Here is a 24870-nt window from a genome sequence, read left to right as displayed (position 1 = left end):
ACAAAGGAATTTAAAACATTCCTTTGTACAAAAAGCAGAACAGAGGCTAGGTGCGCCATCCCTTATGTCTATGTCTGTGTGACCCATGTCCTCAAAAAGCTGCCGCGTTGTTTCGTGCGATATAACGCGGCCGAAGCGTTCCTTGTCCTGTGGCCCCGGGCTACGCCTCTGGTTTCCCCTATACAGGCTCGCCATTAGCGAGTTTTCTAATAATTATTCCATGCCTTATCCATCGTCCTTGTTATATAATGGAAACAAGGAGGTTGATTTCAATGGTCTTTAATTTTCAAAGCAGGAAAACTTGGGTTCTTCTTGGTTTGATCGTGCTTGTTTTATTGTCTAATATCATACTGCATCAACAAGCCGCGCTTGAACCGCTCCCGAAATGGGCAGTTTTTGGTTCGCTCCTGGATTTCATCATTTCAATCCCCCTGTTAGTCTACTTTTTAGTCTTAAGGAAAAAGTATTCGGCCAAATGGATTCTGCCAGTAATCGCCGGTGGATTTTTTTTGGCTGGATTCATCATTCCGGATCGGCAGTTAGTCCAGTTTGAATTTGTTACATGGGTTATTTACGGAGTTGTGGCCCTTTTTATCCTTCTTGAAATCTATTTATTGTCCGCAGTTGTAAAAAAAGTTCCACAGTTGATTTCTACATGGAAAAAAGTCCGCAGCCAGGAACCGTTTTTCATGCTGGCGCTTCAGAAAACCGGCAGGGAGGTATTTGAAGGGAAAAATGTCCTTGATTTCATCGCTTTTGATATATCCCTTTACCATTATGGCCTTTTCTCATGGCGTTCGGCCGGAAGGGAGAAAGTGGATGGGGAATATTTCACTTATCACAAAAATACGGGCTATCTTGCCTTTGTCATTATGATCATACACGCACTGGTCCTCGAATCGGTCGGATTTCATTTTTGGATACACGGAATGAACCCCATGGCGTCTTGGATAATGCTTGCGTTGAATGTTTACGGCATCCTGTATATATTAGCGGACTACCAGACAGTCAAGCTTTGCCCGCTCCGTATAAAAGACGGGAACATGACCATGCAAATAGGGATATCCAGACATCTGGAACTTCCATTGGAATTGATATCGGATATAAGGGAATTTGAGGAAAGGACAATTTCAAAGGAAGAACAGAAAAAGATTTTTTCAGTTTCTCTAGCTGAATTTATCCCCGAGCATCCGCAATATGAAATCCTTTTGAAGGAACCTGTAATGGCTGGTTCCGCTTATGGAATTAAACGTATAATCGAAAAGATCCATATCCGTGTTGATGACCCGCAGGCGTTTTATAGGGCAGTGAAAGAAAAAAATGTGGATACCTCTGATGGCATTTGATAAATAAACGATAGAAAATTTAATAAAGGAAGTGGTTTTGTGAAGTTTGGACAATACGAATACAAGCGCCCAGATATAAACGAAGCAAAGGGTAAATTTAACGACTCGCTGGAGCGTTTTATTGAAGCGGACAGTTTAGAAAAACAAATCGAAGCAATAAATGAGATAAACGGGATCAGAAATCACCTGAGCACTATGTTTAACTTATGCCATATACGCCATACCGTGGATACTAATGATGAGTTTTATAAAGCGGAAAATGACTACATCGATGAAATTGCACCGGAAGTGGAAGATCTTGTATCACAATATTACAAGGAACTTGTGCAATCAAAGTTTCGCGCTGAACTGGAGAAAAAATGGGGAAAACAATTATTTGCCCTGGCTGAAGCCCAGCTTAAAACCTTTTCCCCGGAAATTATCCCGCTCCTTCAAAAAGAGAATAAGCTTTCCACCGAGTATACCCAGCTCATTGCTTCAGCGAAAATCATGTTTGAAGGACAGGAGCGTACGCTGCCGCAGCTTCAGCCTTTTGCAGAATCGCAGGATAGGGAAATGAGAAAAAAAGCGAATGAAGCAAAGAACGGTTTTCTAGCCGGGAATGAAACAAAATTAGATGCCATTTATGACCAGCTTGTTAAAGTCCGGCACGAAATTGCGCAAATGCTTGGATATGCCAATTTCGTCGAATTAGGTTATTACCGGATGGCAAGAACGGACTACAACGCCGAAATGGCCGCAAATTTCAGAAAGCAGGTGGAAGAGCATATCGTGCCGCTTGCAACAAACCTCAAGAACCGCCAGCGTAAGAGGATCGGGCTTGAAGAATTAAAATTCTATGATGAAGGCTTTGAGTTTAAAACTGGTAATGCAGTTCCAAAGGGAGATCCCGAATGGATTATTGAGAACGGAAAGAAGATGTACAGGGAGCTGTCTCCAGAGACAAATCAATTTTTCGAATTTATGACAGAAAATGAGCTTTTGGACCTTGTGTCTATGAAAGGGAAAGCTGGCGGTGGATATTGTACATATATTGAAGACTACAAAGCTCCATTCATTTTTTCGAACTTCAATGGCACTTCAGGGGATATCGATGTATTAACTCATGAAGCAGGGCATGCGTTCCAGGTGTATAGCAGCCGGGATTTTGAAATCCCTGAATATTACTGGCCGACATATGAAGCCTGTGAAATCCATTCCATGAGCATGGAGTTCTTCACCTGGCCATGGATGGAGTTGTTCTTCAAGGAGGATACGGACAAATATAAATTTTCCCATCTAAGCAACGGTTTATTATTCCTTCCATATGGTGTAGCGGTCGATGAATTCCAGCATTTTGTATATGAACATCCCGAGGCAAGCCCGGAAGCAAGGAAACGCGCCTGGCGCGAAATCGAGAAAAAATACTTGCCGCACCGTGATTACGACGGGAATGCGTATTTGGAAAACGGCGGCTTTTGGCATCGCCAAAGCCATATTTATAATAGCCCGTTTTATTACATTGATTATACTCTTGCACAAATCTGCGCATTCCAATTCTGGAAACGTTCCACAGAAGACAGGGAATCAGCATGGAATGATTATCTTGACCTTTGCCGCCTGGGAGGAAGCCGGTCCTTCCTGGATCTTGTTAAATCTGCCAACCTTCTATCGCCATTTAATGATGGAACAGTCGGGTCAGTTGTGGCGTTCATTGAAGAATGGTTATCGTCCGTGGATGATACGATTTTGTAAATAACCTAATTAAAGCATGACGTAAAAAGCTGATCAGACCATATTTTTTAACGGATCTGGCCGGCTTTTTCAATTGGCTTGTCTAAAATTTTCCCTGCCTCATATAAATGAAGGGAGGAGGGAAAAACATGCACTCGAGATGGTCAGGCTCATTCCAGGTTGCTGCCGTATATGTCGGTACTATTGTAGGTGCGGGTTTTGCAACCGGAAAAGAAATATTCGAATTTTTTACCCGGTACGGGTTTTATGGGTTTATAGGCATTTTGATTGCTGGTTATATTTTCATTTTTACAGGTACGAAGATCATGCTCCTTTCATTGAGGGCTGGAGCAGCAACATATGAAGACTTTAACAGCTATTTATTCGGCACGAAAATTGCTCCGGTCGTGAATGTGATTTTTCTTTTCATGCTCCTGGGGGTAACCTCTGTAATGATTTCTGGGGCCGGGGCAGTTTTTCAGGAACAGCTTGGATTATCGAAACATATAGGGGTGGCGGCCACCATCTTGCTTACGGTGATTGTTCTCCTTCTTGGTGTAAAGGGTTTATTTGCAGTCAATTCATTCGTGGTGCCGCTCATGATTCTCTTTAGCCTGATGCTTTGCTTTCTCTCAATCAAAGGGGGCGGATTAATCGATTCTTTTTTGAGGGTGCCCGAAGGAGGGGGTACATGGAAATCCTGGCTGTCCCCATTCGCGTATACAGCTTTCAATCTTGGGCTTGCCCAGGCTGTTTTAGTGCCGGTTTCAAAGGAAATAGGAGATGAACAAACGATTAAAAGAGGCGGCCTGTTGGGAGGGACATTTCTGACGGTGATTTTGCTGTCAGGACATTTTGCCCTCATTTCTCTGCAGGATGCCTCTATTTACGAGATACCGACTGCTGAGTTGATGAAAAACGGCGCTGCGAATTTGTATTGGATTTTTATTTTAGTGATTTACGGAGAGATATTTTCGTCAGTCATCGGAAATATTTTTGGGCTTCAAAGGCAAATCAGCAGCACATTTCGGAGGGTTCCGGATATAATCATACTTTTTGCCATTCTTTTTATCACTTACATGATCAGCCGAGTTGGTTATGGCAGGCTGCTCGGGCTTTTATATCCAGCTTTTGGCTATATCAGCATTCTCTTTTTAATCCTGGTCTGGAAAGAGAAAACAAACAAGCGGACATAAAAAAACAATCCCCAACAAGAGATACAGAACCTTTAAGCACTGACCTCTAATGGGGATAGCCTTGGAATAATCATTTCGTTTTTACGATTGTTTTGCCCATTTCCAAAAATGCTTTCCGGTGATCCGCATCTTTAACAGTGAACATTGTCAGCCTTACAGGGGTTTCCTTATCCTTGATCAATACAGCTGTAACCCTTTCATCACCTTTTTCCGCTTCCTGGACTAAACCGTTTTCGACAGTCAGGCTCTTTTCAGTTACAGGATTGACCGTATCTGACACAGCCTTTAAGAAAGAAACCGTATTTTCCTCTGTTTCTGTCCAGTTTACATCTTCCGGCAGCAATTCTATTCTCATGGACACTTCTTCCTTGCCCTTTAATGTAAGAATGTCTTTTCCAGGTTCTTCTTCATTCAATTCGTACGCCGGAAGTATATACATAGTATACCCCTGGTTCTCGCTGCTTTTCAGGAAAGCTGTTTCTTCTTTTGTTTCGCCGTTCAATTCATATTGCAGGTTTTTTTCCATGATCCGGACAGTTCCTGATTGCTCTTTATTTTTTTGTGAATCATCCATCCCGGATTCCGTTTTATTTTCCATAGAAGAACCGTTTTGATTATTTTGCGGCTGTTCCGCTTTCTGCCCGATTTTTTCTTCATTACTGCCTTCCGTTGCCTCGTCGTCCACGGATGTCCCGCACCCGCTTAACAGTAAACCGGTGAGTGTAAAACCTAGTACGATACCTTTCCATTTTTCCATGTTCTTTGCCCCCTGTTGAATAGTATGATTTCCTGAATCTCTCTGGAACGGTTTCCCTGATGTATGCTGCTGTAGTTATTGACGAGTCCGTGTCGGGCAAAGTTACAATATTAAAAAGTTTTCTCTAATTTCTCGTTATTCAATGATTTTATAATTCTTATGGTTGACTACTGTTTTTTGCTCAAGCTCTAATTCACGGTAATTTTCCATATACGTAACATCAACGATTACCGAATTTTCATTTACTTTTTCTACTATTCCTCTTAATCCTTCACGAAACTCAATGATGTTTCCGACCTCAGCTTTTTTCATTACACCCATCCTTTACGATTCCATTCATTTTAGAACCTCGCCGATTGGCGAGCCTTTTAAAGGCGACGACAGAGGCGTAGTTAGTCCCGCAGGATGTGGGTCACACAGGCGTTTCCACAGGATGTGGCGTATTGAGCCTGTGTTCTCCTTATGCAGGAGAAGGGCTTTACACCTTCCTTACTGCCAAGCGAGAAACTCCGTTTTTCCAGCCAATTAAACTGGCACTTTTTTGGATAAATACAGCGGCCTCAAAATAGTTTATACGTTAGTGACAGCGTTTACCAAAAAGATATGTATAAACTGGTGAAATATTAAACTTAAATATTTTACTATACAGTTTGCACTATTTTTTTCTGTTCGTAAAGAATTTAATTCATAAAAATACATTTTTTTCCTCGCCAGAAAAGTAAATATAAAATTTTTATTTTCTGTATAAAGCCGAACACATGTTAAGTGCACCAAGTCCTTATGTCTTCGTATGTGTGGCCAACCTCCTGGTGTCCCAGGCTGCGCCTCTGTCTCCGCCTTTACAAAGGCTAGCCAACGGCGGGTTTTCTATAGATTTTCACGCTGTTAAAAGGTGATTTTCATTTGATGTTTTGTCTGCTTCATGGGACACTAAAAAAATCGTCATGGTTTTCGTGAACCATTTTCCATATAAATAAGGAGGGGTATTATGCAGGAGCTAGATGCGAATGAAATTCTTGACAAGCTTGCGAACAGGGAATTGGAGGAATACAGAATTTCGAAAGAAGAGTTTCTGGCTTTTCGGCAATTTTTGGTAAGAAGGGCTGATTTTAAGCATTACCGAGGGATTGCACAGCATGGCGGCGATGTCATTTACCGATATTTAGATGAACCAAGAAGCTAACAAAATCTAGCAAGTTTTGCGGTGCCTATTTTTATTTCTATATCGTGATGTTTCATAAGCTAAAAATAAGGAGATGAAGAAAAATGGGTTTCTCAAATAAAACAGTTATCGTAACTGGTGCAGGCAACGGTATCGGTAAGGAGGTTGCCCTTGAATTTGGCAGGAAAGGGGCAAATGTTATCGTTGCTGAAATGGATGAGGAAAAAGGGAGCACTACAGCTGCGCAAATACTAGAAGCCGGAAGCAGCTCCCTGTTTGTGAAAACGGACGTGAGGATTGAAGCCGACATAAAGCATGCCATAGATGAAGCGATGAAGAGATTTGGCAGAATTGATATCTTAATCAATAATGCGGGGGTGTCCAAATTCAAGCCCCTGTTTGAACTGGAATCGGCGGAATGGGATGACATCATTGCCACCAACCTGCGAAGTGTTTTTATTGCATCCAAGGAAGCGGCAAAGGTCATGAAGCCGGGGTCAAGTATTGTGAATATGTCTTCAACAAGGGCATTTATGTCTGAAGAGGGATCCGAAGCCTATGCGGCTTCCAAAGGGGGGATAATCGCGATCACACATGCACTGGCTGCTTCCCTCAGCGACAGGAAAATACGTGTTAATTCCATAAGCCCGGGGTGGATCGAAACCGGGGACTATGGTGCATTGACTAATGATGATCATGACCAGCATTGGTCGAAGCGGGTAGGAAAGCCTTCTGACATATCGAAAGCCTGCCTGTATTTATGTGCGGAGGAAAACGATTTCGTCAATGGCGAAAATATCACCATTGATGGCGGCATGACAAAAAAGATGATTTATAAATAATGAATGTATATAGGATGATTCAGAGTCGATCCCTGAATCATCCTATATTTTAGAGCCTATTTCAGAACTCGGAACCAGATATGGATTGTGTGTTCCGGCCGCGTTGACCATGAATGAACCTGCTGTTTATTCTTCGTGCATTCTTGAACCTGGCCTTTTATCTTTGAGATTTTCGGAATCCGGCTTGTTTGGCCCCGGCTTCCGTGCAGAACATTCGCTCTGCTTTTGTGATGGCATAATGCCGGCCGGAAGGAATATGATAGATTTTTTCACCGCGTGAATTGATATTTCCTTTTATTTGCGGATTTTCACAACTTGAAGCGGTTGTGTTTTCCACTGTGTCCCGATTGGATCTGGCATACGGTTTTTTGTTGGAGTCTTCGAAGCCGTCCGATGTAGCATAGTTTTCAATGGACCAGATTCCAATGGCTTTCTTTCTCACTTTATCCTGAAGTTTCCTGAATTCATCGATATATTTCGTGTTCGGTGCATAAACATAGGCGACCCTTGCCAACCCTTTTTCAATCAGCATCTTATTTACACTTTTGCCATCTACATAGAAATAAGCAAGCAGTCTCCCATATTTATCTCTCTCGCTGATTCCTGGCTCTACTTCCACATTCTTTCCCGGCGGCAACAACTCCTTTGTAAATTGGCTTGCTTCAGGTCCGAACGGCTGCACAGGCTTTGTAGGGTGTACGGTCTCGGGCGTGTCTATCAACAAAAGCCTCGTGGTTTCCTTCCGGCCGTCCCTCATTTTTATTTTTACGGTATCGCCATCAATCACTTCTACAACAGTTACCGAAAAAGTTTTCGGTTTGTTTTCATCTGTAATTTTTTCAGCAAACTCATCCTGTTTCTGGTTCCCGGGAGCTTGTGTTTTTTTTGTTGTTTGCTCTTGCCCGGTTTGCGGAGAGTTTGCTGTTTCGTTCGGTTGCCCGCAAGAAGACAACATCATAAGAATCGCCGCCAACCAAATATATTTAGCAAAAGCCTTATGCATTTTTCTGCCCCCAATCCAAATGTGTTTTTTTTCAAGCAGCGCCAAGCATGTACGTATATATTACCGTACGCATATGGGAATGAAAATGACAAATATGTCCCATCCAATCAAGCTGGCAATTGCTTATTCCCTTTTTGAAATTTGAAAATTTATCCTGAATTGTGTATATCGTGAGAACATTCACAAGAAAACATGGAATTCCGGAATTTTTTTATTTGATTTGATGATAATTATTATGTAAATTGGTATAGTGAATCATGATGATTTGCATTGTCCGCCAAAGGGAAACAATGCCATCCGTGGATATGGAAAACCGCTTTTCCGAGAAAGGTAAACCCTGGAAATGCTTTCATTTCCAGTGTTGTGGCTTGCTTTGTGGCAGAATGGAAATTATCTGCCGGGACACTGGCTTTGTCTTTAACCTTTAAGATAAATCCCGCGCGCGGCCGGGTTTTTTAACTTTTATCAAAATAGAATTTTCCCGAGATGGGAAACATGATTATATATTAAAAATTCTATAATTAAAATTAAAGGTTAGACAAGCTTCACACATCAAATTATTTGTTAGGAGAATGTTTACAATGGTAGAAAAAACTTTTAAAGTTATCGCAGAAACAGGGATCCATGCACGTCCGGCAACTTTGCTCGTACAGGCTGCAGGAAAGTTCGATTCTGAGATCAACCTTGAACATAAAGGCAAAAAAGTAAACTTGAAATCCATTATGGGCGTGATGTCACTAGGCGTTGGCAAAGATGCGGAAATCACGATTTCTGCTGAAGGCTCAGATGAGCAGGACGCTTTGAATACGCTCGAAGAAACTTTGACAAAAGAAGGCTTGGCTGAATAATGTCAACATTATTAAACGGCATTGCTGCCTCAAATGGCATTGCGATTGCAAAAGCATACCGGTTAATTGAACCAGATTTGACTGTATCGAAACAAACAGTCGAGTCTGCAGAAGCAGAAGTCTCTCGATTTAACAAAGCGGTTGAAACTTCAAAATCTGAATTGCAAACGATCCGTGATAAAGCGGAAAAAGATCTAGGGGCCGATAAAGCAGCCATTTTTGATGCCCACTTGCTGGTTGTCAGCGATCCTGAATTGTTGGGACCGATTGAAGATAAAATCCAGTCAGAAGGCATTAACGCGGAATTCGCGCTGAAGGATACGGCGGATATGTTCGTTTCCATGTTTGAGCAAATGGATAATGAATACATGAGGGAGCGCGCTGCTGACATACGTGACGTGACGAAACGCATCCTGTCCCATCTTTTGGGTGTGCAGATTCCGAATCCAAGCATGATCCAGGAAGAAGTGGTTATTATTGCCGAGGATTTAACTCCTTCGGATACAGCGCAACTAAACCGTCAATATGTAAAAGGGTTTACGACGGATATTGGCGGACGCACTTCACATTCGGCCATTATGGCACGTTCCATGGAAATTCCCGCTGTCGTCGGAACAAAAGAAGCGACTTCTGCCATCGAAAACGGCGATCTAGTGATTGTTGACGGGATTAAGGGTGAGGTACATATCAACCCGACACCTGAGCTTGTCGAGAAATATAAACAAGAAGCAGCTGCATATGAACAGCAAAAGGCCGAATGGGCCAAGCTGATCAACGAAAAGACGGTGTCGGCAGACGGTCAGCATGTTGAACTTGCTGCAAACATCGGTACGCCAAAGGACTTGGAAGGTGTAGTCAACAACGGCGGAGAAGGCGTCGGCCTGTACCGCACAGAGTTCCTTTACATGGGCAGGGACCAGATGCCTTCGGAAGATGAACAATATGAAGCCTATAAAGCGGTCCTCGAAGGAATGGGAACCAAGCCGGTTGTAGTTCGTACATTGGATATTGGCGGCGACAAGGAACTTCCTTACTTGAACCTGCCAAAGGAAATGAATCCTTTCCTCGGTTATCGCGCCATTCGCCTTTGCCTGGACCAACAGGATATTTTCCGTACCCAGCTTCGTGCGTTGCTTCGTGCAAGCGTGTACGGGAATTTGAAAATCATGTTCCCAATGATTGCGACGCTTGGAGAGTTCCGCCAGGCTAAAGCGATTCTTGAAGAAGAAAAGCAGAAGTTAATGGCTGAAGGTACAAAAGTAGCCGACCGCATCGAAACTGGCATCATGGTCGAGATTCCTTCTACGGCCGTGATGGCTGACACTTTCGCGAAAGAAGTCGATTTCTTCAGTATCGGAACAAATGACCTGATTCAATATACGATGGCTGCCGACCGGATGAACGAGCGGATTTCATATCTGTATCAGCCGTATAACCCGGCGATCCTCCGCCTTGTTAAAATGGTTATCGACGCAGCCCATAAGGAAGGTAAATGGGCAGGTATGTGCGGTGAAATGGCCGGTGATGAAACAGCAATCCCTATCCTTTTAGGGCTCGGATTGGATGAATTCTCGATGAGTGCCACCTCCATTTTGAAAGCACGTTCATTAATTAACAAATTATCAAAAGCAGAAATGGAAAAGCTCGCTGAATCCGTTCTTCAGCTGGATACAAATGAAGCTGTCATGGAAGCCGTCGGTAAAGCGGTCAAGTAACAGAAAATGGCTGGTTGCATAATTGCAGCACAGCCATTTTTATTTTTATTAAAAAAATTTTCCAATACACAGGTTTGCTTTTTTCTTAAGCGGGTATAGTAAGCATAAGCACAGTTGTTAAGCTTTATTTAAGCTTTATTTAAGCAGCTGACATTCTCATTTCCCCCTTTTTATACCGGTCCGGTAATTATCGGCCGGTTTTTTTTTGTCGCTGGTATTTAATAGAATACACATCCAAAATCAAAAGGTATAATGTAACCGTTAAGGCAATTTTTTACTAACAATTGAGGGGAGCAATGAAGATGGATTATCAGTTACAGGGAAAAAATGCAATTGTCGTGGCATCGAGCCAGGGGCTCGGCAAAGCGATTGCCGCTGAATTGTTAAAAGAGGGTGCTAACGTACTGCTTGCCAGCAGGGATGAAGACAAACTGACCGCTGTTCAAACCGAACTGTCCACATTAGGTAAGGGCAAGGTTTTATATACAGCTGCCGATGTTAAGAATCCCGCTGACATAAAGTCGATGGTGGAAAAAGCAGCAGCTGAATTTGGCAAGATCGATATTCTCGTCAACAATGCTGGCGGCCCCCCGGCGGGTTCTTTTGAACAAATGACCGATGACGACTGGCAGCACTCCTTTGAATTAAATTTGTTAAGCTACATACGGACAATCCGTGAAAGCCTGCCTTACTTAAAGGAACAAGGCGGCAAAATCATCAATATCGCTTCGTCCTCCATAAAAGAACCGATTCCAGGCTTGATTTTGTCAAATACTTTCCGGACAGCAATTATCGGATTGTCAAAAACATTGGCGGAAGAACTGGCACCGCACGGTATCCTGATCAATACTGTGGCTCCCGGGCGTATTGCAACGGACCGCGTTCGCCACCTCGACGAAGTAAATGCACAGAAAAAGGGGATTTCGGTAGAGGAGGTCGAGGAAAATGTGAAAAAGAACATCCCGCTGGGCCGATACGGAAAACCTGAGGAGTTTGCACGGGTGGTCACATTCCTTGCTTCTGATGCAAATTCATACATGACTGGCAGCGCTTTCCTCGTTGATGGCGGCATGGTGAAATCCATCTAACCAACACAGGGTTCCTTGCTTTGAATCATGAATGCGTGCGGAAGGAGAGGAGAGATTATAATGTTGAATAAGGACAATGCGTCAATTGGCTTTATAGGAGCCGGTGTCATGGGCAGGAGCATGGCAGGCCATTTGCTTAAAGCAGGCTTTAAACTGACCGTTTATACAAGGACAAAGGAAAAAGCACGATATTTGCTTGACACAGGTGCATCATGGGCGGATTCCCCAAAGGATTTGGCGCTAAAGGCGAACGTAATCATTTCGATAGTCGGCTACCCAGATGATGTAGAGGCGATTTATCTTGGTGAAGATGGCATTATCAATAGCGGCAAAAAGGGAACCTATCTAATTGACATGACAACATCCACTCCCACACTTGCACAAAAAATTTCTGCCTCGGCCGAAAAGAGAGGGATGCATGCCATTGATGCCCCTGTTTCAGGAGGAGACATCGGCGCAAAAGAGGCTAGGTTATCGATCATGGCAGGAGGCAAAGAAGAGGATTTTGAAGCAGTGAAGACCCTCTTCGACATCATGGGTTCGAATATTGTATACCAGGGGCCTGCCGGCAGCGGACAGCATACCAAAATGTGCAATCAAATTGCGATTGCATCAAATATGATTGGCGTAACCGAAGCGATGGTCTATGCCAAAAAGTCAGGCCTTAACCCGGATAAAGTGCTGCAAACCATTTCCTCGGGCGCAGCCGCGAGCTGGTCCCTTTCAAACTTGGCGCCAAGAATGATTAAGGGTGATTTTGAACCAGGGTTCTATATTAAACATTTTTTAAAAGATATGGCGATTGCACTCGAGGAAGCGAAAGAATTGGGCATGGAAACTCCTGGCCTGTCCCTTGCAAAATCGCTGTATGAACAGCTTGCAGAGGCGGGGGAGGAACAAAGCGGCACACAAGCACTTTATAAATACTGGGAGAGCGATAGGGTATGACGGAATAGGCTCCAACATATCTGAATAGGTTTTAATAAACCTATCCAGGGGGGAGAAAAATGGGCTTATTCGATGATATCAACCCGAAATTCCAAGAGCTTGAAGATGGAAGGTATATTGTCAGAATTGAGGACTATCGCAGGGAAAAGACGGTACATAATATGACGCCGATCAGGTGGGACCTGAAATTGATGAACGAAAGCCCGCTCATTTTGCCTACTAAATTCAGCCATATCCAAACGGATGCCGGCTTTCAAATTCTGATGAGGGAACTGAAAAATTTAGGATACGCCAAGCCGGCTTCCGCTCGGGAATGCGAAGAAATCCTATCAGATCTGAAAGGCTCAATTGTCGAGGTGAGCGTTTTTACAACTAATAAATATCAAGATTACCGTGAAGTAAGATTTTTACGGAAGCTTTATTAAAGATCAGCAGCCCCCCCATTGTAATGAACGTCGCCTAACCGTGGCAATGTCATTGGAAGCGCAGACATCACAGGATGATCGAAAAGCTGCATATGCCTTGGCGGATGTAACGTTGGGAGAATTGTCTTTGTCCTAGTGAAAGTCCAGGCAGCATAAGGCACATTTTGTTGGAGCGGCAAAATAAGGACCTTAAGCTAAAAAATGTCATATGCAATGCTGCGATGGACTAACCCAAGGAATAACGGCCGAAAGTAGTTGGGAGCCACAATCAAGTGTCATTTTTGTGGTGGACTTCTGTGCGGAATTCGGCGTTATATCCTGCCGTTGCGTCGAATAAACGAGCTGTAGGATAATATAGAAAAAATGTATACATTTTCATTGCAGAGAAAAAAGCATATGCCCGTTTTTGGCGGCATATGCTTTCTTTTATCTTTGCAAATAAGCTTCCATTCGGTCCATTGCTGTTTTAAGCGTCTCCATCGAATATGCAAAGGAGATTCGGAAGTAACCCTCTCCGAGCGGGGAAAAAGCATCGCCCGGTACGACGGCAACCTTTGCCTTTTCGACTAAATCCAGGCAGAATTCGAGGGAACTGCCGAATCCATCAGGCACCTGGACGAAGAAATAAAAAGCACCATCAGGCTTAACGACTCTAAACTTCAGATCCGATAATCTCTTGTATACATAGTCCCTTCGTTTGGCGTATTCTTCTTTCATCGGAATGGCATCATCATACCCATCCTTCAATGCTGCCAGCGCGGCCTGCTGGGAAACGGAGGCGGCACAAGTGACGTTATACTGGTGGACTTTCAGGATATGCCTGCTGATTTCACTGGGCGCCAAAATGAAGCCAATCCTCCATCCCGTCATAGAATGGGATTTCGAAAGCCCATTGATCACTATCGTTTGTTCCCTTAGATAGGCGGCTATCGAAGTGTGTTCCTGGTCAAAAACCAGTTCGCTGTATATCTCGTCAGCAAGGATAAAAATATCTTTGCCTCTGACCAATTCTGCGATATCCCTGAGTTCCTCCTGCGAAAGTGTTACTCCTGTAGGATTGGAAGGGTAAGGCAATATAATGCATCTTGTTCGGTCATTTATGTAGTGCTTGAGAATATCCACGGTAAGCTTAAAGCCATTTTTGGTGATATCCGCGTATACTGGACGGGCGCCGCAAAGCTGGATGACCGGTTCATAGCCTGGATAAACAGGCCCTGGAAGGATGACTTCACTTTTCTCAGTCAATATGGTGCGTAGGATTACATCTATCGCTTCACTGGCACCTGCCGTTACAATGATTTCATCTTCCGATCGGTAATCCAGGCCATATTTTTTATTGAAATAAACGGAAGCAGCTTCGCGTAACTCCATGAAGCCGGCATTATGCGTGTAAACGGTAAAGTTTTCATCAATCGCTTTCTTAGCGGCCGCTTTAATATGGCCAGGCGTGCCAAAATCAGGCTGCCCGATTGTCAGGGAAATCATATCTTCCATATTGGCGACCATATTATAAAACTTTCTGATTCCAGATATCTCGATATTTTTTACTCGTGGATTAAGCAAATGTTCCATTCTGTCGTTCCTCCTTCGTTCTATCTTTTATTCTACACTACAGAAAAGGGAAAAGCGTAAAAAAAGCTGATCCGCTAAAGACTTTCAGCATTGTGGAGGAAACTTTAAAGCATTGGTAACAGGGAGTATAATAGGATCTAAAACATTTCAAAAAATAAATGGGGTTTTTGCATCGTGATAAGAAATTACGCAATAGACGAATCTGAAGAGATTTTTTACAACCTGCCTTTAGAAGAGTTAGGCCGTGACGGTGTCAAATGGGTTTGGGTCGACCTTTATCAGCCGACGGAAGAGGAAATTCAAATTCTATCTGATTATTTTCGATTTCATCCGCTCGCAATTGAAGACTGCCTGGACGATTTGAATCAGCGCCCGAAGATCGACTTTTATCCGGATTATCAATTCTTGGTTATCCATGCGCTGGAAAGGGAAATTCCCCGGCCCATCGAGCTTGATATGTTTGTAAACGAAAAATTCATTGTTACTTTCCATAAACAGCCTCTTGCTGAATTGGAATATAATTGGGAACGTTTGAAAGAAAGCCAGTCGCGTATCAAAGGGCCGTTTTTCCTTATGCATACGCTTATTGATAAAATGGTCGATGAATACTTCCCTCATGTATACCGGATTGAAGAGGAGCTGAATACCATCGAGGATAATACGGAGAATGAATCGATCGGTGAGCTTATGGAGCAGCTTTTTGATTTAAGGGCAGAACTCTCGAAATTGAGGAGGACCATACTCCCGATGAGGGATTTGCTTTACCGGATTATCCACTCGGAACGTCTTGGTTCCATAATGGAGCAGCACCTGTACTTTCATGATGTGCATGACCATTTGTTAAAGCTTGTAGAGATGATTGAATCACACCGCGATTTCTCTTCGGATATCAGGGACAGCTATTTATCCTTAAATTCAAATAATATGAACAGGACGATGATGACGCTGACTGTGATCACGACCATCTTTATGCCTCTGACATTCATAGCCGGAGTTTATGGCATGAACTTTGATTATATGCCTGAGCTTCATTGGCACTATGGCTATTTTGTGGTTCTGGCAGCGATGTTTGCCATCGGGGTGTACATGTACCTCTTTTTTGTCAAAAAAGGATGGCTCCGGCTTGGGAAGAAACGATCTGAGCCAAAAAGGTGAAAGGTAGCGGAAAAAGAATAACGGGAAAAAAGCAGATAATTCCGTCAGTTTTGGAGCTTTTCCGTTTAAAACGACAAAATTTTGGGAAATTTTCAAACATTTTCCGCTAAGGAGTTGTATAATTACTTTAAATAACATTTTGAGGGATTGGTAAAATGTTGAACGTGGAAAATGTTTTGTTGCATTTCTTGCTCATAGTTCTACCAGTGTTCCTATACCACGGCTTTTTTGGCAGTTTGAACTACTTTCCGAACAACAGGCAAAATCAATTTCGTAAATTTTTGCTCCTGTCCATCTCTGCCATTTTGAGCATGGTATTCCCACTGGCCAGCATCGGCCAAATCTCATATGATTTTCGATCCTTGATCATTATCTTCACTTTCTTATATCTGGGAAGAAATTACGCCTTTCTCTTGATTCTGGTGACTTCGACGTTCCGTTTCTTGCTGGGAGGGGAAAGCCTGCTGCTTTCTTTTATATTTCTGCCCTTTTTCTATACCGTGCCTTTTATCTTTTCGTTTCTGTGGAACAAATTTTCAAAAAGGCAGAAATATTTATGTGCGGTTCTTATTGGTACAGCCAATGTGGCCGTATTTTATCTTATCTTGTTCATTTTTCAAGCAAAAGTCGGGGATCACGGTTTTATCCCAGACAATTCGATTCCGTCATTCCTGCTTGGTGGATTACTTTACGTGGCCATCCTTTTCATCATCATTTTTTATGAGGAATATATGGAAGAGAATACGTTGATGAGGATCCAAATCCTAAATTCAGAAAAGATGAATGTTGTCAGCGAACTGGCGGCGAGCGTGGCCCATGAAGTACGGAATCCACTCACTGTCGTAAAGGGTTTTATCCAACTGATAGTGAAAGATGACAAGTCGGCAAACCAGGATTATATGAAGCTCGTATTGTCTGAATTATCGAGGGCAGAATCGATTATCTCCGATTTTTTAAATCTGGCAAGGAAGAATACCGAAAGGCGGGAAACTTTTCTGATTTCAAGCCTGGTCAAAGATGTCATGAATGTCATGAAATCCTATTCGAATATGAACGGTGTGAATCTCTTTTTTTCGTTAGAGGCTGATGGTGAATTACACGGTGATATAAACAAGCTGAAGCAGGTATTCTACAATTTAATTAAAAATGCTGTTGAATCAATCAATCACCCAGGCGGGGAGGTATCCATCCTTGTATTAAAAAAAGGGGAGGATGCCGTCATAGAGATCATCGATAATGGGATTGGAATGAGCCAGAGCCAGCTGGAAAAAATCGGTGAGCCTTTCTATACCCGTAAAGAAACGGGCACAGGTTTAGGGGTAATGGTCACAAAATCGATCATAGAAAGCCATAATGGCAGCATAACCTATGAAAGTTCACCCGGGGAAGGAACAAAGGCGATCATAACCTTGCCGTTCCATAAGAGCGAAACGAATTAATAAGAGGATATATACGACTGGGCCTATTCACTGCGGCTTTCTCAGGCTTGCACCCAAAAAATATAAGTGGAACGAAGGATATCCGTTTTACTAAAGAATATTGTTGTTTTTTGGCTTTTTTTGCCCCACTTAGCAGTTCAGGAGATAAAGCTGCTTTCCCCAAGCCTCTTAAAGTGGGGCAATCTTCTGAAATGCCTGTAAAAAACCTTGGTTTCACTAAAATGAGCCAAAAATATATTGTCTCACAGCTATTATTCATAAATTCAAGTTAAACAGATAAACAAATCCGTGTTTTTGCCGAAAAAACCTGTAAAGGCTTGTTTTTTTCACAATACAAAATTGTTTAAAAGCTAATTGAAATGCATGGTTTATTCACCATAAGCCAGAAATCAGGAAGGGCGAATAAAATGGAAAATACAAAAGGGATTTTACTTGAAAGCGGCACAAATGAATTGGAAATTGTGGAGTTTGGAGTCGGAAAAAATAAATTTGGCATCAATGTCATTAAAGTTAAGGAAATCATCAATCCTGTTCCGATTACTTTGGTTCCCCAGGCACACGCAAATGTGGAAGGGATTATCGAATTGCGGGGAGAAGTTTTGCCGGTGGTTGATGTGGCACATGCACTGGGGTTTCCTCCTTCAGAAAACCCTTCCCAGGATAAATTCATTGTTGCAGAGTTTAACAAACAGAAAGTGGTCTTTCACGTACATAATGTTACTCAGATACATCGGATTTCATGGGGACAGATTGAGAAACCTTCGGATATGTACCAGGGTAGCGACAGCCAGATAACTGGAGTCATCAAGTTGAATGGCGAGATGATCTTATTGCTGGATTTTGAAAAAATTGTCGTTGAAATCAATCCTGAATCAGGAATTAATATTCAGCAGGTTAAGAAATTGGGTAAACGTGAGCGCTCGAACAAGCGTATAATCGTTGCCGAAGATTCCCCTTTGCTCCGAAAACTGCTTAATGATACATTGGACGAGGCTGGTTTTCAATATGTCGAGTTTTTTGAAAATGGACGCGATGCGCTTTCCTATCTGGAAGGGCTGGTTTCTGCAGGGAAAGATGTAACCTCCGAAGTTCAGATAGTGATTACAGATGTGGAAATGCCGCAAATGGACGGACACCATTTAACGAGAAGGATTAAGGAACACCCTGCACTCGGGAAATTGCCGGTCATCATATTTTCTTCACTTATTACCGATGACCTGCGCCATAAAGGACAGGTCGTCGGGGCCAACGCCCAGGTTAGCAAACCTGAAATCGCCGAGCTGATCCATCTAGTCGACCAATTTATCTTATAGGATTTCAATGGACTGTTCTTTCAAGCGTTATACAGCTTATGGGACAGTTTTCTTTATTAAGTCCAATTTTCATCCGCACTCCCGGGGTATTCGGTTAAGATAGAAAGACTGCCATTTTAGATTAGGGTGGTGCTTACCCAAAGGCACATGAGCGTAAGAAAGGGGAATCATGGATTAATATTTAAATCCCTTTCCCAAGAATGACGACGGGAATGTATTTTCGAAAGAATGACTGCGACGTGATTTGGCATGCTGCTTTTTGTTTTGTTCCTGCTTGTCCTTTTTGACGCCTTCCGGGTTCCCTACATAATCCTGAAGAATTTTCTTTGCCCTTGATAATGATAAGGAGGCTTTTGGATTACGGACATTTACTTCCCGGCTTCCCATGTGCGGCAGTGTCTTCAGATCCTCACGGGTAGGGGGCAGGTGGAAAGTGAAGTCGCCGCACCTGATTATCACATCAGATTGTTGGGCTGAAAATCTGGGATTGTCCGAAAAATGCAATCCCATTTTTTGGGCCTTTCCCTCTCCCAGCATTTTGTTTAGGGCTGTGCGCTTTAAATTATACAAATATTTTGGCTCAGGAGCTGTTTTTGCGTGTTTATTAACAACGAAGATTGCCTGCGCAAGGAAATTGGCGGGGGGATTTGCGTTTTCGCCATGCCCTTTTGGTTGCTGCATAAAGGGGGCTCCTTTCTTGTTTTGATCTTGTCTACATATTATACCATTTCACGGCTGTTTTTAAAGCAAAAGGGAAAATGGCATGTAAAAGGGGAGAGGACCCGTTTATTCTTGAAAACCTTTTTTACAGCAGGAGGCTTTTCAAGCTGGTTGAATTCTTTTATAATATGAAAAACGCATAAATATTACCAAATATGCCATATTTTTTTCAATATCTATGCAAATTTTATAGTTAAATAGTTTTAGGCAACGAGCAAGATATATCGGCGGACAAGCAATGAAAACTATAAGGGTGGATATAATGGACCATTTAAGGAAAATCTTGAAGAATGAGCTTCAATTCTCTAGAAATAGCCGGGAAATCGAAGGAATTATATTTGATATCATTTTTAATCATGTAAAAGACCTGCTATTCATCATCAAGGTTGAAGAAGGCCCAAAGTTCCGTTATTTGTTCGCAAATGAAAACGCTTTACAAATTGAAGGGATGACGAAGGAAAGCATAGGCAAACTGATTGAGGAAGTGCTCCCGAAAAAAATCTCTAGGCAAATCTACCTCGAATGTTCCCGTTTTTTTAACGGGGAGGAAGATGTACAGTTCACAGAAAAGATAAAGAAAAAGGATGGTACTTACTTATTCAGCGAGTCCATTTTCAATGCTATCAAGGATGAGTATGGAAAAATCAGTTATATCGTGTGTGCAGCAAGGGATATAACCGAATCGGTGGGCGAAAAAAAACGGATTATCGAGAGCCAGCAACGCTATAGATCGGTAATCGACCATAACCTTGATGCCATTTTTTCCTTAAATGAAAAAGGCGTGATATTATCTACCAATCGCGCTACATATGATATTACAGGATATAGCGAGAAGCAATTGACAGGCCGTTCCATTTTCCATCTGTTTCATGATCGTGACAGTGACAAATTCCGCAAAATGTTCCGGAAAACCTATGACGGATACGCCCAGGAGTTTTCTGAATGCAGGTTTATCCATAAAAAAGGTACGGAGCTGGTGGTACACTTAAAGACCGTCCCGATTGTGATTAATGGGGAAATTGACGGTATTTATGCCATTATGCGTGATATTACCGACTATACCGAGAACTTGGAAATAATCAGTTACATGGCATTCCATGACCAATTGACCGGTCTCTTGAACAGGGCAGCATTGATCAGGGATTTGAAAGTCGAAATTAAAAAGAATCAAAAGCAAAATACAGAATTCGCCTTGCTTAATATCGATCTGGACCGATTTAAGTATTTAAATGATACGATGGGACATGAGGCCGGGGATCTGCTGCTTAAAAACGTCGGCCAAAGGCTATTGTCGATGAAATACAAAAACTTTGAAGTATACAGGCAAGGCGGCGATGAGTTTAATATCCTCCTGAAAAATACGGACGAAGAACTGGTTAATGAATTTGTTGCCGAGATTTTCAAGGTGTTTAATATTCCATTTCAGTTAAAGCGCCAGGAATATTTCATTACACCGAGCATCGGCATTAGTATGTACCCCTTTGATGGACATGATAGTGAAATGTTGATAAGGAAAGCCGATGGCGCCTTGTATCAGGTGAAAGAGAAAGGAAAAGCACATTACCAGTTTTATAATACCGGCATGACCGTCCACTTCCCTGGACTCGTCATGATGGAATCCCAGTTACGCCGTGCTATTGAAAACAGAGAGCTCATCCTTTACTATCAACCGCAGGTGGATCTCCATACGAATGAAACAACAAGCTTCGAGGCATTGCTAAGATGGGCAAATCCGATACTGGGCTTTGTATCGCCCGGCGAATTCATTCCCCTTGCGGAAGATACCGGTTTAATTATTAGTATAGGGGACTGGGTAATCGAAGAAGTATGCAGACAGTTAAGGAGTTGGGAGGATAAAGGGATTCACGGGCTCAAAATCGGAGTAAACCTTTCCCCCAAGCAATTCACGCAGCCTTCCTTGTGTGAAAGGATCGCGTATTTATTAAAAAAGTATTCTCTGAAACCGTCAAGCCTGGAAATCGAAATCACCGAAGGGGCGATGCAGGATACGGCAGAAACTATCAAAATCCTGGATCAAATGAAAGAAATCGGCTTATCCATTTCGGTTGATGATTTCGGGACGGGGTATTCCTCCTTAAGCTACCTGAAACAATTTCCTTTAGATACCTTGAAGATAGACCAGTCCTTTGTGAAAGAAATTCTATTTGATAAAAAGGATGCGGCGATAACCAACACCATTATACATCTCGCGAATAGTCTTGGCCTGGAAGTGATTGCTGAGGGGGTAGAAACGACCGAGCAGGCTGGATTTTTAAAGGACGCCAATTGCTCGAAAGCACAAGGATTCCTGTTCAGCAAACCAGTACCGGCTGAAGAACTTTTCAAGCACCTCATTCCAGTATAAAGAATCCGTTAATAAAGTTTGAATCGAAAATATAGAAAAACTCTGCAGTCCGGCTGGATTACTGCAGAGTTTTTGATATCTTTTTAATATGTTTGGAAGGTAAATTTTGAAAGAAGTTTTTTCCTTCCTTTTCAAATGATATAATTTACATATAGGTTTAAAGGGATCTACTGAAGGACCGAATCAAAGAAAGGTCATTTCGCTTTAAAATCAAACACCGTAATTTCAGGTCTGGACAAAAAACGGTAAGGAAGACGGGTGGTGCCCAATCCCCTGTTTACATGCAGCCTCAATTTTCCGATATCGAATGTGCCTTCTTTGTATTTTCTTGCAAATGGAGGTGTGACAAGGGCGCCAACGAAAGGAATTTGCACCTGTCCGCCATGGCTGTGCCCGCTTATCTGGAGCTGAATGTTGTATTTGGCTGCTATGTCGGCTACATCAGGAGCATGTGAAAGCAGGATGGTATATGCATCATCGGGTATGCCTTTAAGTGCTGCTCCGAAATCGGGACGGCCGAGCATCGCATCATCCAGGCCTGCGATAAATAAATTGTCTCCATTTAAAAGCGATATTTTCTTATTCGAGTTGCGCAGCAATTGAAAGCCTGATTGTTCCATAATGCTGGAGTATATTTCCGAACCATACCCGCCATGGTCGTGGTTTCCGTATATGCACAGCTTTCCCATCGGGGCCTCGAGCCTTTTTAAAACAGGCTTGATTTCTTTTTGGGAAGGGTATTGATTGGGGGCATCCATCAGGTCACCAGTAAAAATGATCAGGTCCGGGATTAATTTATTGATCCTTTCGATTGTCAATTCAAGATCCTTCAGCTGGAACTGGAAGCCTAAATGTGTATCGCTGAACTGAACAATCCTGAAGCCGCTGAATCCATTCGGCACTCGGGGGCTGTTTATTTCGACCGTGTGTATATCGAGCCATTTTGGCTCTATTTCGTGTGAATAATATCGCCCTCCTATGCCAATCCCGCCGAGAGCAAGGATGGAGGCAAGCGATCGTTTTATAAAGGTTCTGCGTGATATATTCTTTTCCATGATAATCAACCTATCTAAAAAAACGTTACTTCCTCATACTAACAAACAATATACATAAAAAGAAGAATATATTATACTTTTCTTCATTACTTTTATGCGACAGGGATATTAAAATATAGAGACAAAATATCCTTGCAGATATTAGAAAACTCGCCGATTGGTGAGCCTTTTTAAGGCGAAGACAAAAGGCGCAGTGAGGCCCACATGAGGTGGGTCACACAGACGAAGGCACAGTCTGTGTTCTGATTTATGCAGAAAGGAAAGATTCATAACTTTCCTTTCTGCCAAGACAACCCCGGGGGTATAGAATGACTCAGCCAATGCTTTTTACAATTATCATCATTGTCGTAACTATTGCTATGTTCATACATGGAAAATTCCGATCTGATTTAATCGCCCTGACGGCCCTTTTAGCGCTGGGAATTTCGGGCGTCCTTACCGTCGAGGAGACTCTGGAAGGCTTTTCCAATCCCGTTGTATTAATGATTGCGGGATTATATATCGTAAGTGCGGGAATTTTCAATACTGGCGTTGCCGAAGGGCTTGGCAGCTATTTCCTGAGGATGGGCGCACGAAGTGAACGAAGGCTTCTTGTGATTGTGATGCTTGCAGCCGGGCTGTCCAGCGGCTTTTTGAGCGGGACTGCGACCGTTGCTGTACTGCTCCCCATTGTGACAAGCATGGCCCTTAAGCAAAGAACAAGCCCGTCGCGATTTCTGCTTCCGCTCGCGTATGCAAGCAGCCTGGGCGGGGTCCTGACATTGATATCAACTCCTCCTAACATGATTGTGGGTGATGTGTTAAGGGAAAATGGATTCGATCCATTTAGTATGTTCGATTTCACTCCGGTTGGCCTTGTTGTCCTTGCGGCCGGAATTATCTTTATGTTGACATTGGGCCGAAAACTCCTTCCGGACGAGTCCGTGAATACAAACAATAGCGGTAAAGATATTTCCGCTTCGGAGCTTGCTGGTATGTACAAGGTCTATGACCGGCTGTTCTACCTTAATATTCCCGCAGATTCAGATATAGTGGGCGAAAGGTTATCCGATCTTATCCTGCCGGTAAAGTATGAAATCACTGTTATTGAAATCACCAGGAATTTAAAAGATATGCAGTTTCCTCCGGGTGAGCAAAACCATACATTTTCAGTCAATGCGGATGAAGTGCTGCATCCGGAGGATATCATCCTTGTTTTTGGAGAGGGGGCATCCGTTAAGCGATTGGCAGAGGATTACGAATTGGAATTGAGAAATTTCAACGCAGAGGCAATCAGGAAACATTTCCTCGGCAGCAAATTCGGCTTGACAGAAATTTTGATTGTCCCACACTCTGATTATGAAAACCAGACACTAAAAGACATACATTTCCGTGAAAAATACCAGTGCAGCGTTCTCGCGATCAACCGAAAAGGGGAATATATCCAGGCGGATGTGGGTACAGAACAGTTAAAGCCAGGTGATGCTCTCTTGATTCACGGCGAATGGGAGAATATTAACAGGATTTCCCAGGATTTGCAGGATGTCATTGTAGTTGGCAGTGAATCCGAGGTTAAGGAAGAGGCCTTTCCGAAAGGGAAAGCACCGATTGCTGCCGGAATAATGGGGTTGATGCTGGTTCTGCTTGCGATCGATATCATACCTCCGGTGATGTCTGTTTTAGTTGCCGCTTTCCTGATGATTGCAGCAGGCTGTGTCAGGTCCATTGAGGAGGCGTACCAACAAATAAACTGGGAAGCTGTCTTCCTTCTTGCAGCGATGCTACCGATAACACACGCATTTGAAAAGACGGGAGGGGCGGAACTCATATCTGGCGGGATCAATGACATTTTGGGCGGTTATGGCCCTTATGCCCTGCTTGCAGGCTTCTATATACTTACGATGATGCTTGGCCAATTTATTTCAAATGCTGCCGCTGCTGTGTTAATTGCGCCCATTGCATTCTTAAGCGCTGTCTCGCTGCATTACAGCCCTTACCCGTTTTTGCTATGCGTTGCCATAGCTGCGTCCATGGCATTCTCCACGCCAGTTGCCTCCCCTACCAATGCGTTGGCAATGACGGCTGGAGAATATAAGTATAAGGATTTTGCGCTGATTGGGATTTTATTGCAAATCCTCATAGGCATCATCATGATTTTTGTCATACCCCTATTTTTCCCGTTCTAACCTGCGCGGCTTTTATCCGGGCCCTCCCATGGAAATGGCAAGG

At 42.9% G+C, this 24870-nt stretch carries 21 protein-coding genes; 15 read left to right on the top strand and 6 right to left on the bottom strand.

Annotation, left to right across the window (positions count from 1 at the left end; all coding sequences use genetic code 11):
- Positions 1-272: 272 nt before the first annotated feature.
- From D0466_RS12145 to D0466_RS12135, 3 genes are all read left to right on the top strand, one after another.
- A complete protein-coding gene (locus D0466_RS12145) occupies positions 273-1346 on the top strand; it encodes a hypothetical protein (RefSeq protein WP_117322841.1) in 1074 nt (357 codons plus the stop codon).
- 39 nt (positions 1347-1385) lie between these two features.
- The gene (locus D0466_RS12140; RefSeq protein ID WP_117322840.1) at positions 1386-3080 is read left to right on the top strand and encodes a M3 family oligoendopeptidase; all 1695 of its coding nucleotides are present in this window, start codon (positions 1386-1388) and stop codon (positions 3078-3080) included.
- 128 nt (positions 3081-3208) lie between these two features.
- Positions 3209-4255 (top strand): YkvI family membrane protein, encoded by a 1047-nt coding sequence (locus D0466_RS12135; protein WP_117322839.1) that lies wholly within the window; start codon positions 3209-3211, stop codon positions 4253-4255.
- Between the two features lie 70 nt (positions 4256-4325).
- Here D0466_RS12135 and D0466_RS12130 read toward each other — a convergent pair whose 3' ends face one another.
- Together D0466_RS12130 and D0466_RS12125 are read right to left on the bottom strand one after the other, a co-directional pair.
- Positions 4326-5012: a hypothetical protein gene (locus tag D0466_RS12130; protein ID WP_117322838.1), complete on the bottom strand. Its 687-nt coding sequence runs from the start codon at positions 5010-5012 to the stop codon at positions 4326-4328.
- Positions 5013-5147: 135 nt separating this feature from the next.
- Complete coding sequence (locus D0466_RS12125; RefSeq protein WP_117322837.1) at positions 5148-5324, bottom strand: YkvS family protein; 177 nt, start codon at positions 5322-5324, stop codon at positions 5148-5150.
- A gap of 676 nt (positions 5325-6000) precedes the next feature.
- Here D0466_RS12125 and D0466_RS12120 point away from each other — a divergent pair.
- Together D0466_RS12120 and D0466_RS12115 are read left to right on the top strand one after the other, a co-directional pair.
- A complete protein-coding gene (locus tag D0466_RS12120; protein WP_117322836.1) occupies positions 6001-6195 on the top strand; it encodes a hypothetical protein in 195 nt (64 codons plus the stop codon).
- 83 nt (positions 6196-6278) lie between these two features.
- A complete protein-coding gene (locus D0466_RS12115; RefSeq protein WP_117322835.1) occupies positions 6279-7016 on the top strand; it encodes an SDR family NAD(P)-dependent oxidoreductase in 738 nt (245 codons plus the stop codon).
- 157 nt (positions 7017-7173) lie between these two features.
- Here D0466_RS12115 and D0466_RS12110 read toward each other — a convergent pair whose 3' ends face one another.
- The gene (locus tag D0466_RS12110) at positions 7174-8019 is read right to left on the bottom strand and encodes a thermonuclease family protein (RefSeq protein WP_117322834.1); all 846 of its coding nucleotides are present in this window, start codon (positions 8017-8019) and stop codon (positions 7174-7176) included.
- A 581-nt stretch (positions 8020-8600) separates the two neighbouring features.
- Here D0466_RS12110 and D0466_RS12100 point away from each other — a divergent pair.
- The 5 genes from D0466_RS12100 to D0466_RS12080 all read left to right on the top strand — a co-directional run bounded on the left by D0466_RS12100 (position 8601) and on the right by D0466_RS12080 (position 13043).
- Entirely contained in the window at positions 8601-8867 is a 267-nt protein-coding gene (locus tag D0466_RS12100; RefSeq protein ID WP_117304124.1) for a phosphocarrier protein HPr, read from the top strand.
- Positions 8867-10582, top strand: coding sequence for a phosphoenolpyruvate--protein phosphotransferase (gene ptsP, locus D0466_RS12095; protein ID WP_117322832.1), 1716 nt, complete (start codon positions 8867-8869; stop codon positions 10580-10582). The genes D0466_RS12100 and ptsP overlap by 1 nt, the downstream gene beginning before the upstream one ends.
- Positions 10583-10884: 302 nt before the next feature.
- Positions 10885-11670, top strand: a complete 786-nt coding sequence (locus D0466_RS12090; RefSeq protein WP_117322831.1) for an SDR family oxidoreductase — start codon at positions 10885-10887, stop codon at positions 11668-11670.
- A 60-nt stretch (positions 11671-11730) separates the two neighbouring features.
- Positions 11731-12618 (top strand): NAD(P)-dependent oxidoreductase, encoded by an 888-nt coding sequence (locus tag D0466_RS12085; protein WP_117322830.1) that lies wholly within the window; start codon positions 11731-11733, stop codon positions 12616-12618.
- A 59-nt stretch (positions 12619-12677) separates the two neighbouring features.
- Positions 12678-13043 (top strand): hypothetical protein, encoded by a 366-nt coding sequence (locus D0466_RS12080; protein WP_117322829.1) that lies wholly within the window; start codon positions 12678-12680, stop codon positions 13041-13043.
- A 426-nt stretch (positions 13044-13469) separates the two neighbouring features.
- Here D0466_RS12080 and D0466_RS12075 read toward each other — a convergent pair whose 3' ends face one another.
- Positions 13470-14615, bottom strand: coding sequence for an aminotransferase A (locus D0466_RS12075; RefSeq protein ID WP_117322828.1), 1146 nt, complete (start codon positions 14613-14615; stop codon positions 13470-13472).
- 174 nt (positions 14616-14789) lie between these two features.
- On the opposite strand from D0466_RS12075, the gene corA reads away from it, so the two are divergent.
- The 3 genes from corA (at position 14790) to D0466_RS12060 (ending at position 18522) form a co-directional block, all read left to right on the top strand.
- Complete coding sequence (gene corA / locus D0466_RS12070) at positions 14790-15770, top strand: magnesium/cobalt transporter CorA (protein WP_117322827.1); 981 nt, start codon at positions 14790-14792, stop codon at positions 15768-15770.
- A 422-nt stretch (positions 15771-16192) separates the two neighbouring features.
- Entirely contained in the window at positions 16193-17209 is a 1017-nt protein-coding gene (locus D0466_RS12065; protein WP_233522628.1) for a sensor histidine kinase, read from the top strand.
- A 407-nt stretch (positions 17210-17616) separates the two neighbouring features.
- The gene (locus D0466_RS12060) at positions 17617-18522 is read left to right on the top strand and encodes a chemotaxis protein (protein WP_117322825.1); all 906 of its coding nucleotides are present in this window, start codon (positions 17617-17619) and stop codon (positions 18520-18522) included.
- A gap of 174 nt (positions 18523-18696) precedes the next feature.
- Here D0466_RS12060 and D0466_RS12055 read toward each other — a convergent pair whose 3' ends face one another.
- Positions 18697-19203 carry a YkyB family protein gene (locus D0466_RS12055; RefSeq protein WP_117322824.1) on the bottom strand — a complete coding sequence of 169 codons (507 nt, stop codon included), beginning with the start codon at positions 19201-19203 and terminating at the stop codon, positions 18697-18699.
- Positions 19204-19480: 277 nt separating this feature from the next.
- Here D0466_RS12055 and D0466_RS12045 point away from each other — a divergent pair, with 277 nt between their 5' ends.
- Positions 19481-21607 (top strand): bifunctional diguanylate cyclase/phosphodiesterase, encoded by a 2127-nt coding sequence (locus D0466_RS12045; protein WP_233522627.1) that lies wholly within the window; start codon positions 19481-19483, stop codon positions 21605-21607.
- Between the two features lie 194 nt (positions 21608-21801).
- Here the strand turns inward: D0466_RS12045 and D0466_RS12040 are convergent, their stop codons facing one another.
- Positions 21802-22662 (bottom strand): metallophosphoesterase, encoded by an 861-nt coding sequence (locus tag D0466_RS12040; RefSeq protein WP_117322821.1) that lies wholly within the window; start codon positions 22660-22662, stop codon positions 21802-21804.
- Between the two features lie 308 nt (positions 22663-22970).
- Here D0466_RS12040 and D0466_RS12035 point away from each other — a divergent pair, with 308 nt between their 5' ends.
- Entirely contained in the window at positions 22971-24827 is a 1857-nt protein-coding gene (locus tag D0466_RS12035) for an SLC13 family permease (RefSeq protein ID WP_117322820.1), read from the top strand.
- Positions 24828-24870: the final 43 nt, after the last annotated feature.

The sequence above is a fragment of the Peribacillus glennii genome (assembly GCF_003429105.1).
GTDB lineage: Bacteria > Bacillota > Bacilli > Bacillales > DSM-1321 > Peribacillus > Peribacillus glennii.
Note: the sequence above shows the minus strand (reverse complement) of the source record. Positions and strands in the feature narration are given on the sequence as shown.